Consider the following 14,611-nt stretch of genomic DNA (forward strand, 5'->3'; position numbering starts at 1 on the left):
ATGGAACAGACTGTCTATTTCGAGGATTACCAGATCGGCTCGTCGCGCATGACCAGCGGGCGCACCATCACCGAGACCGACTTCGTCGTGCATGCCGGCCATACCGGCGATTTCTTCCCTCACCACATGGACGCCGAGTTCATGAAGACGACGCCGTTCGGCCAGCGCATCGCCCATGGCACGCTGGTCTTCTCGGTCGGCGTCGGACTGACGGCAAGCGTCATCAACCCTGTCGCGTTCTCCTATGGCTATGACAGGTTGCGCTTCATCAAGCCGGTGTTCATCGGCGATACGATCAAGACCCGCACCACCATCTCGGCCAAGCAAGACGACCCAAAGCGGCCGGAGTCGGGTCGCGTCATCGAGCGCTGCGAGGTGATCAACCAGCATGGCGATGTGGTCCTGGTTGCCGACCACATCTACATCGTCGAGCGCCGCGACAAGCCCAACAGCGCTTAAGGGCTCCAGCGATCCGGTCCGCCGCATTGATGACCGCTCCCGGCGGACGGTTCGTCAAAGCGGAAAGCGCGCCCGCGAGGGCCGCTTCGGTTACTTGCTCGTCGGGTCGACCGGGGTTTTGGAGCCTCGCCTGGGTCGGCGGATGGCTCTCACCTTGCCGCTGTTTCCACCGCCGCAGAAGAACTGATCGCCACCATCGGACTCGAGCCCCGACACGCCTGTTCCGGGCGGCATATCAAGCTTCTCCAGGACCTTTCCGGTTTCAGGATCTATCCGCCTGACGTCGCTCTCGTCACCTTCCCAGGTGCCGTGCCAGAGTTCGCCGTCGATCCAGGTGACCCCTGTGACGATACGGTTGGAATCGATTGTGCGAAGAACTGCCCCTGTCTGGGGGTCGATCTGATGGATTTTGCGACCGCGATTCTGCCCCACCCAAAGTGAGCCTTCGGCCCAGGCAAGTCCGGAGTCGCCGCCGCCACCTGGCGCCGGAATCGTGGCGAGCACGCGGCCAGTGTTGGGATCGATCTTCTGAATGCGATCTTCGGCGATCTGGAACAGGTGCTGGCCGTCGAAGGCCGTTCCTGCGTGCGCGGCGACATCGATCGCGCGCACCACATTGCCGCTCGCAGGATCCAAGGCGTTCAGCCTGTCTCCTGACGCAAACCAGACCTGCTGACCGTCGAATGTAACCCCAGCCACGTGGTCGACACCCGGAAAGGGTCCATATTCGCGGAGGACTTCAGCTGCAGATCGTTTCATGCTTCTCCTCCAGGCTCAGATCTGTTGAATTGTCCATGACACTAGTAACCCGACAGTGAGCCGGGGAGTAACAAGATTGTCGGGAATCCCGGCACCGGCGGGGTCATCCAACGGCGCGCTCGCCCGAGGCCGAAGGACTGCACCTTGCCTGCTGCCGCAAGCTGCTCGAGCGAGCGCTGCACGGTGCGCGAGCTGGCTCCGAGCGCAATTGCGAGCGCCGAGCTCGACCACGACTCGCCGTCGGCGAGGAAGGCGAGCACCGCTGCATGCGGCTCGTCGGCGGGCGGCGCCAGCACCACGACATCGCGTGGGCGGCGCGGCTTAAGCGCAAAGCCTCGCTTGGTCGCGCTCACATCCGCCAGTGACCGCAACTCCACCCGAAGCCGACCGACTTCGACCCGCAACCGGGCGCGATGCGATTCATCGGCGTGCTTGCCGCCGAAGGCGCGTGCGACGAGCGTGCTCCTCGGTACGTCTGCGGGCCAGGCTTCGCCCAGCGTGCGCGCAAGCGCGAACAGGACCGGGCGCGTCGCCAGCGAGACGATCATGCCGGCGTCCCGCATGACATTGCGGCAGGCGTCGACGACGAGCGCCCCCGACGCCAGCAGCGCTTCGACCTCCTCGAGCAGGAGCGGGCGCTCCACCCCGCGCGCGATCAGCCGCGCCGCGGGCGTGTTCATCACCAGGGATGCGCCTTCAACCTCGGCCGTCAGCGCTGGAATGTCCGCCTGGCGCGCCGCGTGCGCGGCCCGTCCGAGCGCAGCGCGCGCCGCCTTGGTCCGGAGGCGGCGTATCGCGATCCCCGCAATCACCAGCTCGTGGGCGGCCCTTGACGCGGGTGGGAGCGTCGTCGGGTCGAAGCCAGCCAGCCTGCCCTCCGCCTCATCGAGGCGTCCGATCAGGAGCAGGCGCCGCGCTTCGAGATTGCGCGCATGCGCGGCATTGACGTGGTCGCCGTGTTTTTCAAGCGTCGACCGCGCGGCGTCGAGCGCCTTCTCCGGCCAGCCGAGGTCGCGCGAGACGAGCGCGATCTCGGCTTCGGCGACGACGCACCTCGCGCGTGCCACCGCCTCTCTCGGACCGAAGGCGCGCGCAGCACTTTTGAGAAGAGCCTTTGCTCGGACGAGATCGCCGAGCTGCGCCATCGCGATGCCGCGCAGCGCAAGCGCAGGCGCATCCTCACGCAGGGCGACCCGCTTCAAAGCGCCAAGAGGATCACCCGTCGCAAGGGCGCGCGCCGCAGCGGTGATCAGCGAGTCCATCGGAATCCCGTCACACTTGTCACTCTCACCTTTCGATGTCCGGTCCTAATCTATCTCGGGACCAACAGCCAGCGCGCTGAAGCGCCGCCTGCCGGTCGTGATCCGGCGTTCGCCAGATCAAACGGCAACTGGCGCGACGTAGCCCGACGTGGCGATGGCGTTCGATTTTGTGCAAATGCCAGTTCTGAGCCTGGCAAAAGGGGTAATTACCTGGCTGACAAACCCAACGTGAAACAGGAATATGTACCTGACAGGCCGGCAGTTTAGCGCGTTCTACGCAGCGAGCGGATAAAGACAACAAGGGCGCCTAGGGCGAACCCGGGATTGGTGAAGGACCACCCTCCTGTACGCGCCAGGAACTCTGCCTCTAGTGGATCTTGCGGACCAAGTGGACCCCGTTCGATATGCTCCCTCTCTGGAGCAGCTCGCCTTGCAGCCTTAAGCTTTTCAAGGCGCGCGCCCAAGCGCTTAAGCCGCGCTTGCAACTCGTTGTCCGTCAAGTGTTCCATACATCTGTCATCGCACCAACTCTGGGTTGGAGCAACACCGCTACCCAGCTGTAGGGGAATGGCATTGGATTTAGGCGGCCGCCTTTTTAGGTCTTTCATCCGGGTGAATCCCGCCCGCAGGTGGAGGGTTCAGAACATAAACTACAGAGTTCCGCCGGAGAGCTTGACCTCGCCTGCATGACGCATCATGCGGCGAAAGCTCATCGAGATATGGGCTCGCCTGATGTGCCCGATCGACTCCCAGTCGCCGATCTCGGCGGCGGCAAGCACCTCTTCCATTTCGCGGCGGAACGCAGTGAACTCCTCGACCAGGCCCAACTGCGGCATCATCTTCAGGACGACGCGCGCGACCTGAAAATACAGACGCTCGCTGATCTCGCGCAGCGGCTGGTTGCCGGTCATCGCGGTGAGCTCGTAGAAAAAATCCATGTTGAGGCGCAGGAAAGCGCGCTGGTCGGGATTGAGCACATCGGAATCGCAGCGCGCGATGAGTGCCCTTATCCGGTCGAGGTCGTCCGCCGTGCGCGGGATCGGCGAAAGCTTGCCGACGAGGAGCGCCAGCTCCAGGCGCAAGTGATAGACCTGCTGCAATTCCTCGATGTCGACGTCGGTGACGATCGTGCCGACGCCATGGACGGATTGAACCAGACCCTCGGATTCGAGGCGCGCCAGGACACGGCGAACCGGCGTGCGGCTGATCTGGAATTCCTGGGCAAGCTCTTCCTCGGAGAGATGGCTGCCGGGCGCATAGTCGAGCAGGCAGATGCGGTCGCGCAATATCCGGTAGATACGCTCGAACCGCTCCCGCGCCGAGAGCGGGCGCGGCGGTGCGGCGGTCGCGGCCAGGGGCGCGGCATCCGTCTCAAGCGTCATCCAGCCTCCAGGACAGCGTGCAGGAACTGCCGCGTCCGCTCGTTCTTGGGGGCACCGAACAACTCGTTTGGCGGCCCCTGTTCGCAGATCTTGCCGGCATGGAAAAAGCAGACGCGATCGGAGAATTCCTTGGCAAATCCCATCTGGTGGGTGACCATCAGCATGGTGAGGTCATGTTCCCTGCCGAGTTTTCGGATGACTTCAAGCACTTCGCCGACGAGTTCGGGGTCGAGTGCCGAGGTCACCTCGTCGAACAGCATGATCTTGGGCCGCATGGCGCAAGCGCGGGCGATGGCGACACGCTGCTGCTGGCCGCCGGAAAGCTGCGAGGGATAGTGGTCCTTCTTCTCCGACAGGCCGACCATGTCGAGCAGCTCGGCCGCACGCGCCTCGGCATCGGCCCGCTTCATGCCGAGCACGGTTATCGGCGCCTCGATGCAGTTCTGCATCGCCGTCATGTGCGGGAACAGGTTGAACGACTGGAACACCATGCCGATCTTGGCGCGGATCTTGCGGATGTGCGCGAGATCGGCGGGAACAAGCTTGCCGTTCCTCTCCATGTGGGTGAGCGGCTCGCCTTCGACCCAGATGACGCCGTCATTGATCGTCTCCAGCGTCATCAGCATGCGCAGCACCGTGGTCTTGCCGGAGCCGGACGGCCCGATGATGGAGACCTTCTCGCCGCGTGCTATGTCCAGATTGAGCCCGTCGAGAACGGTCAGCGCGCCATAGCGTTTCGAAACATTGTCGAAGCGGACCATCGGTTGTTCCGTCATCGCATGGTCCTCCGGTTGAGCAAGCCTTCGAGGGAGCGAATGAGCGCGGCGGAAACCAGGCTCATGGCAAGGAAGAACAGGCCGACCAGCGTCATCGGCTCAGTGTAGCGGAAGGTTTCGGAGCCGATGATCTTGGCGGTCTGCATCAGCTCCAGCACGGCGATTGCGGAAAGCAATGGCGTCTCCTTGAACAAGGCAACCAGATAGTTGCCGAGCGCCGGAACGATCGGCGGGATCGCCTGCGGAATGATGATGTCCCGGAACGTCGTCCAGGCTGACAGATTGAGGGCGACCGAGGCTTCCCACTGGCCGCGATGGATGTTGTCGAAACCGGCGCGATAGACCTCGGAACAATAGGCAGCGTAGTGGATACCGATGGCAAGCACCCCGGCGGTGAAGGCGTCGAGCACGACACCGAATTTCGGAAAGACGAAATAGAGAAAGAATATCTGGATCAGCAACGGGGTCGACCGGATCAGTTCGACCAGCACCGAAATCGTCCAGCCGGTCCACGGCACGGCGATGCGGACCACCGCCAGCACCAGGCCAAGCGAGGCGGCAAGCGCAAACCCGATCAGCGTCGCCTCGATGGAAACGATGGCAGCGCTGGCGAGCACCGGCAGGATTTCAAAAGCAAATGCCCAGTCCCAGATCATGCTGCCTTCCCCCGCGCCAATCCGAGCGAAGCCCGCCTTTCGAGAAGCCGCATGCCGATGGTCACGACCAGCGACATTGCCAGGTACATCAGCAGGACGAGGGTGAAGATCGGAATGGTCTTGAACGTGTTCTGGTTCATTTGCTGCGCCTTGAAGGCGAGGTCCGAGAGCGTGATCAGCGAGACCAGCGCTGTCGATTTCAAAAGCTCGATGAACAGATTGCCCCAAGGCGGGATCATGGCGACGAAAGCCTGCGGCAGGATGATCCGGCGCAGCATCTGGGGGCGGCTCATGTTCAATGCGGTAGACGCCTCCCACTGTCCGCGGGCGACGGACTGGATCGCGCCGCGCACGACTTCCGATCCGTAAGCACCAACGTTCAGGCCGAGCGCCAGGACAGCAACCAGAAATGCGTTGAGCGTGACACCGAATTGCGGCAGCACAAAAAACAGCCAAAACAATTGCACCAGCGCCGAGGTGCCGCGGAAGATCTCGACATAGACCGTGGCCAGCCATTTGAGCGGCGCCGGGCCATACATCCTTGCCAGCGCCGCCAGCACGCCCATGACGATTGCCAGCAGGCTGCCGAGGATAGCGATCTCGATCGTCAGGACCGCGCCTTGCAGCAGCCCCGGCATAAACACTTTGTAAGATTCCTGCGTTGCCAAGGCACCGATCACGACAAGCGCGACGACCAGCATGGCAACGAGCGTACGGATTCCCATGCGGATTCCCCCAGGAAAAAGGGGCGGCGCTTTCGCGCCGCCAGCAGTTGGGAACCTATTTGCCCGCGCAAAGCTCCGCGGTGGTCTTGTTGGGCAGGTAGTCCTTGCCGAAGCCGAGCGGCTCGACCAGCGCGATGTGCTCCGGCGAACCGAGGAACGTCTTCAACTCGGCGTTGAACGCCTCCTGCAGGTCGGTATCTTCCTTGCGGAAGCCGAAGCCGCCATGGCCTTTCACCGACTTGCCGGCAACCTCGCCGAACGGCTTGGTCGATTCGACGCCGTCGGCCTTCTTGGCCATGTCGGCGATCGAAAGAGCGGTTAGCGCGGCAGCGTCGGCACGGCCCGACTGGACGGCGGCGACCAGACTGGACTGGTCGGGCAAGGCAACGATCTGCCCGGCGGCGACACCAGCGTCCTTGGCATAGCCGCCCTCGACGGCGCCGGCCATCACGGCGAGCTTGAGATCCGGGTTTTCCTTGATGCTGGAAAAGTCCTTCACGCCCTTCGGATTGCCTTTTGCCACCAGCATGGCCTGACCGATGCCGTAGGACGGCTCGGAGAAATTGATCTCGGCGCAGCGCTTCGGATTGATGAACATGCCGGCGGCGATGATATCGAAGCGGCCGGCCTTGAGACCTGGGATAAGCGAGCCGAACTCGGTCAGCACGCCGTCAACCTGCGCGATACCCATCTTGGCGAGTACCGCCTTGGCAACTTCCGGCGCTTCGCCGGTCAGCTTGCCGTCAGGCGTGGCGTAACCGAACGGCGCCTCGTTGGCAAAGCCGACGCGGATATAGCCGTCCTTCTTGGCCTGTTCGAGGGTGGTTTCCGCATAAGCGGGCAGCGCCGTGAATGATGTCGCGGCAAGCGCGAGGCAGGCGGCGGCTTTCACGACCATCCGGCGCGATATCGATGATTTGAACATGCTTTTCTCCCATTGAACAACTGACTGATATTCCGGGCGCGGCCTTCTTCGAGGTCGACACTTGCCTGTCAAGACGTATACAACTGCCCTAGACATTGTGCAAGCTAAGATATAAAAACTACAGAAATCTGGCAATAATTCGTAATCAGACCACACATTATTGCCAGTTGTGCACAATTTAAGAAAAAACCAGCGTACTGGCAGGTGGGATTTCGGTGGCGAGCGCGAGCGGTTTCGGGACTTTCACGCAAGCGGAGTATGCGCAGCGCCTGGCCGGCGTGAAGTCACGCATGGAGAAGGCCGGCTTCGACCTCATCATCTGTCAGGACCCAGCTAATATGTGCTGGCTGACCGGCTATGACGGATGGTCGTTCTATGTTCCGCAATGCGTGCTCGTCCATCTCAGGGAAGACCGGCCGATCTGGTTCGGCAGGGCGCAGGACGCCAGGAGCGCACGCCTGACCACCGGCCTGCCGGAGAAGAACATCGTGCCGTTCTCGGAACGGCTGGTGCAGCAGCCCGTCGAACACCCCTATGACGAACTCGCCCAGCTGATCCGGTCGCGTGGCTGGGGAAACGCCCGCATCGGCGTCGAGATGGACGCGCATTATTACACCGCGCGCTGCCATGCCCATCTCGTCAGCGGGCTGCCTGACGCGCACTTCGCCAACAACCACGATCTCGTCAACTGGGCGCGGCTGGTCAAATCCGAAGCCGAGTTGGCGCTGATCCGCGAGGCCGGTGCGATCTGCACGCACGCCATGAAACGCGGCATCGAAAAAATGCGGCCCGGCGTACCGCAGAACCATGTCATTGCGGAAATCTATCACGCACAGATCATGGGCGTGCCCGGAGCGGGCGGCGACTATGCCGCGATCTGTCCGCTGATGCCCGTCGGCGAGGGCACCAGCACGCCGCATCTGACCTGGTCCGACGCGCCGCTGCCGGACAGCGGCCTCGCCATTCTGGAGATCGCCGGGGTGCGGCGGCGCTATCATGCGGCGCTGACGCGGACCGTGCATTTCGGCAAGCCGCCGCAAGTCCTCGTCGACATTGCCAAGGTGATCGTCGAGGGCGTCGACGCCGGCCTTGAGAAGGCCCGCCCCGGCTACACCGCCGAAGAGGTGGAAGCCGCCTGGCAGGCAGTGTTGAGGAAGAACGGGCTGAAGAAGGAGAGCCGCGTCGGCTATCCGGTCGGGCTCGCCTACCCGCCCGATTGGGGCGAACGCACCGCAAGTCTTCGTCCCGGCGACACCACCAGGATGCAGTCCGGGATGTGCTTCCATTTCATGGCCGGCGTTTGGCTCGACGATTTCGGCATCGCCATCTCGGAATCCTTCGTCGTCACGGATCGCGGCGGCGAACGCCTCTGCGACGTGGCGCGCGAACTCATCGTCATCGACTGAGCATGGGGACTGGAAGCCGGTCACTGACGAAAGATCATGCCGGCAACGAAACCGGTAACCAGAACGAGGACGCCTGATGGACCGTAATCCGTTTTCCGAAGCCGAAATCGCCGGCCGCCTTGTCAGGGTCCGCACGGCGCTGGCCGAGCGCGAGCTCGACGCTGCGGTCTTTGCTTCGCCGGAGAACGTCTTTTACCTCACCGGGCTCGATCACTGGGGATATTTTGCCCCTCACCTGCTGATCGTCCCACTCGAAGGGAAACCTGTCCTGGTCACCCGCTCGATGGAAAGGGTGACGATCGAGAAACAGGTGACGGCAGCGGAATTCCGCGGCCATTCCGACAGCGAAACGGCGGCCGACCTTGCCGCGCGGGTGCTTGCGGAGCTCAGCCTGTCCGGCAAGCGGATCGGCCTCGAATACTGGACGGCCGGCCTCAGCCATGGGCTTGCCGTCGCACTCCAGACGCAGGCCGATGCCAGATGGAGCGATGTTTCCGGGCTGGTCGACAGGATGCGGCGAGTGAAGAGCGCCGAGGAACAGGCACTGATGCGTCAGGCGGCACAAGTGACCGACGCCGCCGCCGGCGCCGCGATCGCCGCGATCTCGGACGGTGCCTCCGAACAGGAGGTCGCAGCCCAGTGCGTTGCGGCGATGATCCGCGCCGGCGGTCATGCTCCGGGCTTCGGCCCGTTCATCCGCCCGGCCGCGCGCCTGGGCGAAGAGCATACGACCTGGGGCGACGGGATCTACCGCAAGGGCGAGCCGGTCTTCGTCGAACTGTCCGGCTGCATCTCGCGTTATCACGCGCCGCTCGGCCGGCTCGTTCGCATCGGCCATATCAGCGACGAAGACGCCGCGATGGCGGAGGTGACCGCCAGGGCGTTCGATGCCGTCGTCGAGGCACTCAAGCCCGGCGCCAGGGCGCGCGACGTCTACGCCGCCTGGCAGACCGTCGCCGACGAGGCCGGTCTTTCCCATTATCGCCGCCATCACTGCGGCTATCTGGTCGGCGCCGGACAGCCGCCATCATGGACCGGCGGCAATTCGGTGACCGGCTTGAGGCACGATTCCGATCTCGAAATCGAGACCGGGATGAGCTTCCACATCCTGTCGTGGCTGATGGGCACCGGTCGCGGCGATGACTTCGTCTCCAACACCGTGCTTCTGACCGATGCGGGTGCCGAAGTGCTTACCCGCACGCCGGCCGGCCCGATCGTTCGATAGGCCGCAGGGATGGCGCGCTACTCGGCATTTTCGATTTTCCGCAACGCGCTGTCTGGCCAGAAGAACTGGCAGCGCGCCTGGCGGGCAGCGGAGCCAAATCCGTCCTACGACGTGATCGTCATCGGCGGCGGTGGACACGGCCTCGCTACCGCCTTCTACCTCGCCGAGAACCACGGCATCCGCAACGTCGCGGTGCTCGAAAAGGGCTATGTCGGCGGCGGCAATGTCGGCCGCAACACCACCGTCATCCGCTCCAACTACCTGCTCGACGGCAACACCCAGTTCTACGAATTCTCGATGAAACTCTGGGAGAACATGTCGCGGGCGCTGAACTTCAATGTCATGTTCTCGCAGCGCGGCCAGCTCGTCACCGCGCATTCCGCCGACCAGCTCGACGGCTTCAGCCACCGCGCCAACATCATGCGGCTGAACGGCATCGATGCCGACATCCTCGACCGCGACGCGGTGCGCCGTCTCGTGCCCTATCTTGATTTTTCCGACACCGCCCGCTTCCCGATCCATGGCGCCATCTTCCAGGGCCGGGCGGGCACGGCGCGCCACGATGCGGTCGCCTGGGGCTATGCGCGAGCCGCCGACGGCCATGGCGTCGATATTATCCAGAACTGCGAGGTGACAGGCTTCCTCCGCGACGGCAACAGGATCGTCGGCGTCGAAACGACGAAAGGCCGGATCGGCGCCGGCAAGGTCGGCCTCGCTGTTGCCGGTCATACATCCGTGCTCGGCGCCAAGGCCGGCCTGGAACTGCCGATCGAAAGCCACGTCTTGCAGGCCTTTGTCACCGAACCGCTGAAGCCGTTGGTGGACCACGTCGTCGCCTATGGCGCCGATCATTTCTACGTCAGCCAGTCGGACAAGGGCGGGCTGGTCTTCGGCGGCAATCTCGACGGCTACAATTCCTACGCCCAGCGCGGCAATCTGGGCGTCGTGTGCGAAGTGGCGGAGGCGGCGAGCGCTCTGATGCCGTGCATTTCGCGCATCCGACTGCTGCGCCATTGGGGTGGCGTCATGGACATGACGCCCGATGCCAGCCCGATCATCTGCCCGACGCCGATCGAGGGGCTCTATCTCAACGGCGGCTGGTGCTATGGCGGCTTCAAGGCGACGCCGGCTTCCGGCTGGTGCTTCGCCCACACGATCGCCACCGGCAAGCCGCACCCGTTGATCGCAGCCTACGGGCTCGATCGTTTCCGCACCGGCCACACGCTCGACGAGGCCGGCGCCGGCCCCTCAGCCTGGCTGCAATAGGAGGCGCAAGACAATGCTGCCCATCGAATGCCCCTGTTGCGGTCCGCGCGACCATGACGAGTTCCGCTACGGTGGCGATGCTTCCGTCACGCGCCCGGCGCACGACGATCCAGATCCCGAGGCCTGGTACCGTTACGTTTTTATCAGGGCAAATCCGGCTGGCCTGCATCGCGAATTCTGGCAGCACGTGATCGGCTGCCGCCAATGGCTGGTGGTCGAGCGCGACACGCGCAACCACGCCATCGCATCGGTCGAGCTGGCCAGGAAATCGCCCCACAGTAAATCGCTGGCCAGGAAGTCACCGGCATGAGCTCGAACCACAAGCGGCTGTCGATGGGTGGCCGCATCGACCGCGAGCAGCCGGTCGAGTTTACCTTCGACGGCCGGAGCCTGATCGGATATCGCGGCGACACGCTTGCCTCCGCGCTGCTCGCCAACGGCGTCACCCTGGTCGGGCGCAGCTTCAAGTATCATCGTCCGCGCGGCATTTTTTCCGCCGGACCCGAGGAACCGAATGCGCTGGTTACGCTCGCAACCGCAGGCAGGCGCCAGCCGAACCTGCCGGCGACGACGCTGGAACTCCAAGACGGCCTAGTCGCGGAGAGCCAGAACCGCTGGCCGTCGCTTACGTTTGACGTGCAAAGCGTCAACGGCCTGTTGGCGCCGTTCCTTTCGGCCGGCTTCTACTACAAGACCTTCATGGGCCCGACGCGCCGCGCCTGGATGTTCTACGAGCACTTCATTCGCAAGGCGGCCGGGCTTGGCAGAGCCGGCACCGATCCCGACTCAGACCGCTACGACATCAGTCATGCCTTTGCCGATGTCGCCATCATCGGCGGCGGCCCTGCAGGATTGTCGGCGGCGCGTGCTGCCGCAGCGGCCGGCGCGCGGGTGGCGCTGATCGAACAGGATTTCCTGCTCGGCGGCCAGCTTCTGGCGGAACCGTCCGACAGCGCAGCGGCCAAATGGTTGAGACAGGCCGAGGCCGAGCTGGAGAGCTCCGAAACCGTCACCCTGATGAAGCGGACAACCGCTTTCGGCAGCTATGACGGCAATGTCATCGGACTGGTCGGGCAACGCGACCCAGCCAATCCGCGGCCGGCCGGCGAAGTGCTGCAGACATTCACGATGCTTCGCGCCCGCTCGATCGTTTTCGCCACCGGCGCCATTGAGCGGCCAATGATATTCTCCAACAACGACCGACCCGGCGTCATGCTTGCCTCGGCCGCCCGGACCTACCTCAACCGTTTCGCCGTCCTGCCCGGCAAGAAAATAGTCGTCGCCACCGGTAATGACAGCGCCTGGCGCGCCGCGTTCGACCTTGCCGGTGCCGGCGCAGAGGTGACGGTTGCCGATCTGCGTGCAGCGCCGTCCACAGCGCTTGCCGCAGAAGCCGGACGGCTCGGCGTGGTGGTGCGGGCCGCAACGCGCATCGTCGACCTTAACGGCGGCCATGCCGTCAGGCGTGCAACGCTCAACGAAGCGGACGGCCAGTCCGAGGCCACCTGCGACCTGGTCTGCGTGTCCGGCGGCTGGTCGCCGACCGTGCATCTCACCTCGCACCTGGGCGTCAAACCTCAATATCGCGACGACATTGGCGGCTTCGTGCCGGGCGCGTTTCCGGCGGACCGGTTCGGCGCCGGCTCGATGATGGGAATTTTTTCGACCGCCGATGTCATCGAGGACGGTCATCGCGCCGGCACCGAGGCGGCATCGTTCTGCGGCAAGTCGGCGCCGGTGCCCGCTCCGTCAAAACTCGATCTTGGCGAGACCGCCACGGCCCCGTTTCGCGAAATCCCTTCTCTCGGCCGTGGAAAGGCCTTCGTCGATTTCCAGATGGACGTGACGACCGGGGATATCGAACTCGCCTATCGCGAGGGCTACGAATCGGTCGAGCACCTGAAGCGCTACACCACGCTCGGCATGGGCACCGATCAGGGCAAGACCAGCAATTTTGCAGCGCTTGCCTCGATGGCGGCCTTACGCAATGCAACCATCCCCGAGACCGGCGCCACGACCTTTCGACCGCCCTATACGCCGGTCGCCATCGGCGCGCTTGCCGGACGCGCCATCGGCCATCATTTCAAGCCGATCCGCCGCACGCCGATGCACGACTGGCACATGGCGAACGGCGCCGAGATGCTGGAGGTCGGGCTCTGGATGCGGCCCTATTTCTACAGGCAATCCGGGCTCGACGTGAACGAAGCGTATGTCGCCGAAATGCGGAGTGTGCGCCAGGCCGCTGGCCTGATGGACATCTCCACTCTCGGCAAGATCGACGTCCAGGGCCCGGATGCCGCGATTTTCCTCGATCGCATCTACGCCAACGGCTTTGCCAAACTGCCGGTCGGCCGTGCGCGCTACGGCGTCATGCTGCGCGACGACGGCATCGTCTTAGACGACGGCACCACGACGCGGCTGGGCGAGAACCGGTTCTTCATGACCACCTCGACCGCCAAGGCCGCCGACGTGCTGTCGCGTCTCGAATTCCTGCTCGATACGGCCTGGCCGGATTTGCGCGTAGCCGTGACCTCGGTGAGCGATGAATGGGCGGCGATGTCGGTTGCCGGACCGAAAAGCCGCGCAATTCTGAATGCGGCGTTTCCCGCTCTCGATGTTTCCGACGCAGCACTTGCGCATATGGGATTGCTCGAGAGCGAATGGCAGGGCCGTGCGCTCCGCATCCTGCGTCTCAGTTATTCCGGCGAGCGCGCCTACGAAATCTATGTCGGCGCAACTGCCGGTGAACAGCTTTGGAGCCGCCTGCTCGAAGCAGGCAGGCCGCTCGACTTGAAGCCTTACGGCGTCGAGGCGCTCGGCGCGCTGCGCGTCGAAAAGGGCCATGTCGCCGGACCTGAAATCGATGGGCGCACGACGCTCGACGATCTTGGCCTCGGCCGCTTGGCGGGCAAGCGTTCCGGCTTCGTCGGCGACGTGCTGCGACGGCGCCCCGCCTTCCAGGCGCCCGACCGCCAGCGCCTGGTCGGACTGGAATGCATCGAAGAGGGAAAACGCCTTCGCGGTGGCGCCATCCTGTTCCTGCCGGGCGAGAAACCTTACGGCCACGGGCGCGGCCGCGTCACCTCCGTCACCTTCAGCCCCGAACGCGGCCACCATGTCGGGCTGGCCTTGCTTTCCGGCGATGTCGCCAGCGAAGGAAGCGAGGTCGTGGCCGTCTATCCGATGAAGGCCGAAACGGTCCGTGCCCGAATCGTCTCGCCGGTATTCCTCGATCCGCAGGGGGAACGACTGCATGGCTAGCCCGGATTTCAGCCTGTCCGTGGTCGATTGCCCACTCATCCAGATCGAGGGCTGGGACGGCACGCTGGCGCAATTCGAATCGAGCCTCTCGGCGTCGCTCGGCACGAAACTTCCCGCCTCGGTCGGAGAGACGGTCCGTCACAAAGGTTTTCTCGTCATCCGCGTCGCGCCTCGCCGCTTGTGGCTGGCTCTCGACGACGGCGCGCAAGCATCTTCGCTTGCCGTCGATCCGGATCTCGGCTGTTCGGTTTCTCTCGGCGAGGGTCGCGTGCGTTTCAGAATGGCCGGGGCGGACATCGCAGGAGTGCTCTCCAGATGCATCGCCGTCGACTGGTGCGCGCCGGCGGCCGCCCCGGGCCGCGCCGTGCTGACATCCTTGCACCATGTGCCCGTGCTGTTCCTGCGCAGCGGCGAGACCGCGTGCGAACTCATCGTGCCGCGAAGTTTTTCGCAAAGCCTCTCCGACTGGATTGCTGACGCTGCGGGGTAGGGAAAGGACCAGGCGCGAA

The 14,611-nt window shown here is 64.1% G+C and carries 14 protein-coding genes; 7 read left to right on the forward strand and 7 right to left on the reverse strand.

Going from position 1 to position 14,611, the window contains the following annotated elements; translation table 11 throughout:
* Positions 1 to 459, forward strand: coding sequence for a MaoC/PaaZ C-terminal domain-containing protein (locus tag BLT09_RS23440; protein ID WP_023800111.1), 459 nt, complete (start codon positions 1 to 3; stop codon positions 457 to 459).
* A gap of 90 nt (positions 460 to 549) precedes the next feature.
* Here BLT09_RS23440 and BLT09_RS23445 read toward each other — a convergent pair whose 3' ends face one another.
* The 7 genes from BLT09_RS23445 to ehuB form a co-directional block, all read right to left on the reverse strand.
* A complete protein-coding gene (locus BLT09_RS23445; RefSeq protein ID WP_091597294.1) occupies positions 550 to 1,218 on the reverse strand; it encodes a Vgb family protein in 669 nt (222 codons plus the stop codon).
* 41 nt (positions 1,219 to 1,259) lie between these two features.
* Positions 1,260 to 2,480: a helix-turn-helix domain-containing protein gene (locus BLT09_RS23450; RefSeq protein WP_091597297.1), complete on the reverse strand. Its 1,221-nt coding sequence runs from the start codon at positions 2,478 to 2,480 to the stop codon at positions 1,260 to 1,262.
* A gap of 650 nt (positions 2,481 to 3,130) precedes the next feature.
* Complete coding sequence (locus BLT09_RS23455; RefSeq protein WP_091597299.1) at positions 3,131 to 3,862, reverse strand: GntR family transcriptional regulator; 732 nt, start codon at positions 3,860 to 3,862, stop codon at positions 3,131 to 3,133.
* On the reverse strand, positions 3,859 to 4,638 hold the full coding sequence (gene ehuA / locus BLT09_RS23460) for an ectoine/hydroxyectoine ABC transporter ATP-binding protein EhuA (RefSeq protein WP_027152502.1): 780 nt from the start codon (positions 4,636 to 4,638) through the stop codon (positions 3,859 to 3,861). Before ehuA ends, BLT09_RS23455 begins: the two co-directional genes overlap by 4 nt.
* Complete coding sequence (gene ehuD, locus BLT09_RS23465; protein ID WP_023800464.1) at positions 4,635 to 5,294, reverse strand: ectoine/hydroxyectoine ABC transporter permease subunit EhuD; 660 nt, start codon at positions 5,292 to 5,294, stop codon at positions 4,635 to 4,637. The genes ehuA and ehuD overlap by 4 nt, the downstream gene beginning before the upstream one ends.
* Positions 5,291 to 6,019, reverse strand: coding sequence for an ectoine/hydroxyectoine ABC transporter permease subunit EhuC (gene ehuC, locus BLT09_RS23470; RefSeq protein WP_091597301.1), 729 nt, complete (start codon positions 6,017 to 6,019; stop codon positions 5,291 to 5,293). The genes ehuD and ehuC overlap by 4 nt, the downstream gene beginning before the upstream one ends.
* A gap of 55 nt (positions 6,020 to 6,074) precedes the next feature.
* Positions 6,075 to 6,944, reverse strand: coding sequence for an ectoine/hydroxyectoine ABC transporter substrate-binding protein EhuB (gene ehuB / locus BLT09_RS23475; protein WP_023800462.1), 870 nt, complete (start codon positions 6,942 to 6,944; stop codon positions 6,075 to 6,077).
* Between the two features lie 215 nt (positions 6,945 to 7,159).
* Here ehuB and BLT09_RS23480 point away from each other — a divergent pair, with 215 nt between their 5' ends.
* The 6 genes from BLT09_RS23480 (at position 7,160) to BLT09_RS23505 (ending at position 14,592) form a co-directional block, all read left to right on the forward strand.
* On the forward strand, positions 7,160 to 8,350 hold the full coding sequence (locus BLT09_RS23480; RefSeq protein WP_236473652.1) for a M24 family metallopeptidase: 1,191 nt from the start codon (positions 7,160 to 7,162) through the stop codon (positions 8,348 to 8,350).
* Positions 8,351 to 8,426: 76 nt separating this feature from the next.
* Positions 8,427 to 9,575, forward strand: coding sequence for a M24 family metallopeptidase (locus tag BLT09_RS23485; protein ID WP_091597304.1), 1,149 nt, complete (start codon positions 8,427 to 8,429; stop codon positions 9,573 to 9,575).
* Between the two features lie 9 nt (positions 9,576 to 9,584).
* Entirely contained in the window at positions 9,585 to 10,841 is a 1,257-nt protein-coding gene (locus tag BLT09_RS23490) for a sarcosine oxidase subunit beta family protein (protein WP_091597307.1), read from the forward strand.
* Positions 10,842 to 10,854: 13 nt separating this feature from the next.
* The gene (locus BLT09_RS23495) at positions 10,855 to 11,151 is read left to right on the forward strand and encodes a sarcosine oxidase subunit delta (RefSeq protein WP_091597310.1); all 297 of its coding nucleotides are present in this window, start codon (positions 10,855 to 10,857) and stop codon (positions 11,149 to 11,151) included.
* The gene (locus BLT09_RS23500; RefSeq protein ID WP_091597313.1) at positions 11,148 to 14,102 is read left to right on the forward strand and encodes a sarcosine oxidase subunit alpha family protein; all 2,955 of its coding nucleotides are present in this window, start codon (positions 11,148 to 11,150) and stop codon (positions 14,100 to 14,102) included. Before BLT09_RS23495 ends, BLT09_RS23500 begins: the two co-directional genes overlap by 4 nt.
* Entirely contained in the window at positions 14,095 to 14,592 is a 498-nt protein-coding gene (locus BLT09_RS23505) for an aminomethyltransferase family protein (RefSeq protein WP_091597316.1), read from the forward strand. Before BLT09_RS23500 ends, BLT09_RS23505 begins: the two co-directional genes overlap by 8 nt.
* The last annotated feature ends 19 nt before the right edge of the window (positions 14,593 to 14,611 follow it).

Origin of the sequence: Mesorhizobium muleiense (assembly GCF_900099905.1) — a bacterium.
In the GTDB taxonomy this organism is placed as follows: Bacteria; Pseudomonadota; Alphaproteobacteria; order Rhizobiales; family Rhizobiaceae; genus Mesorhizobium; species Mesorhizobium muleiense.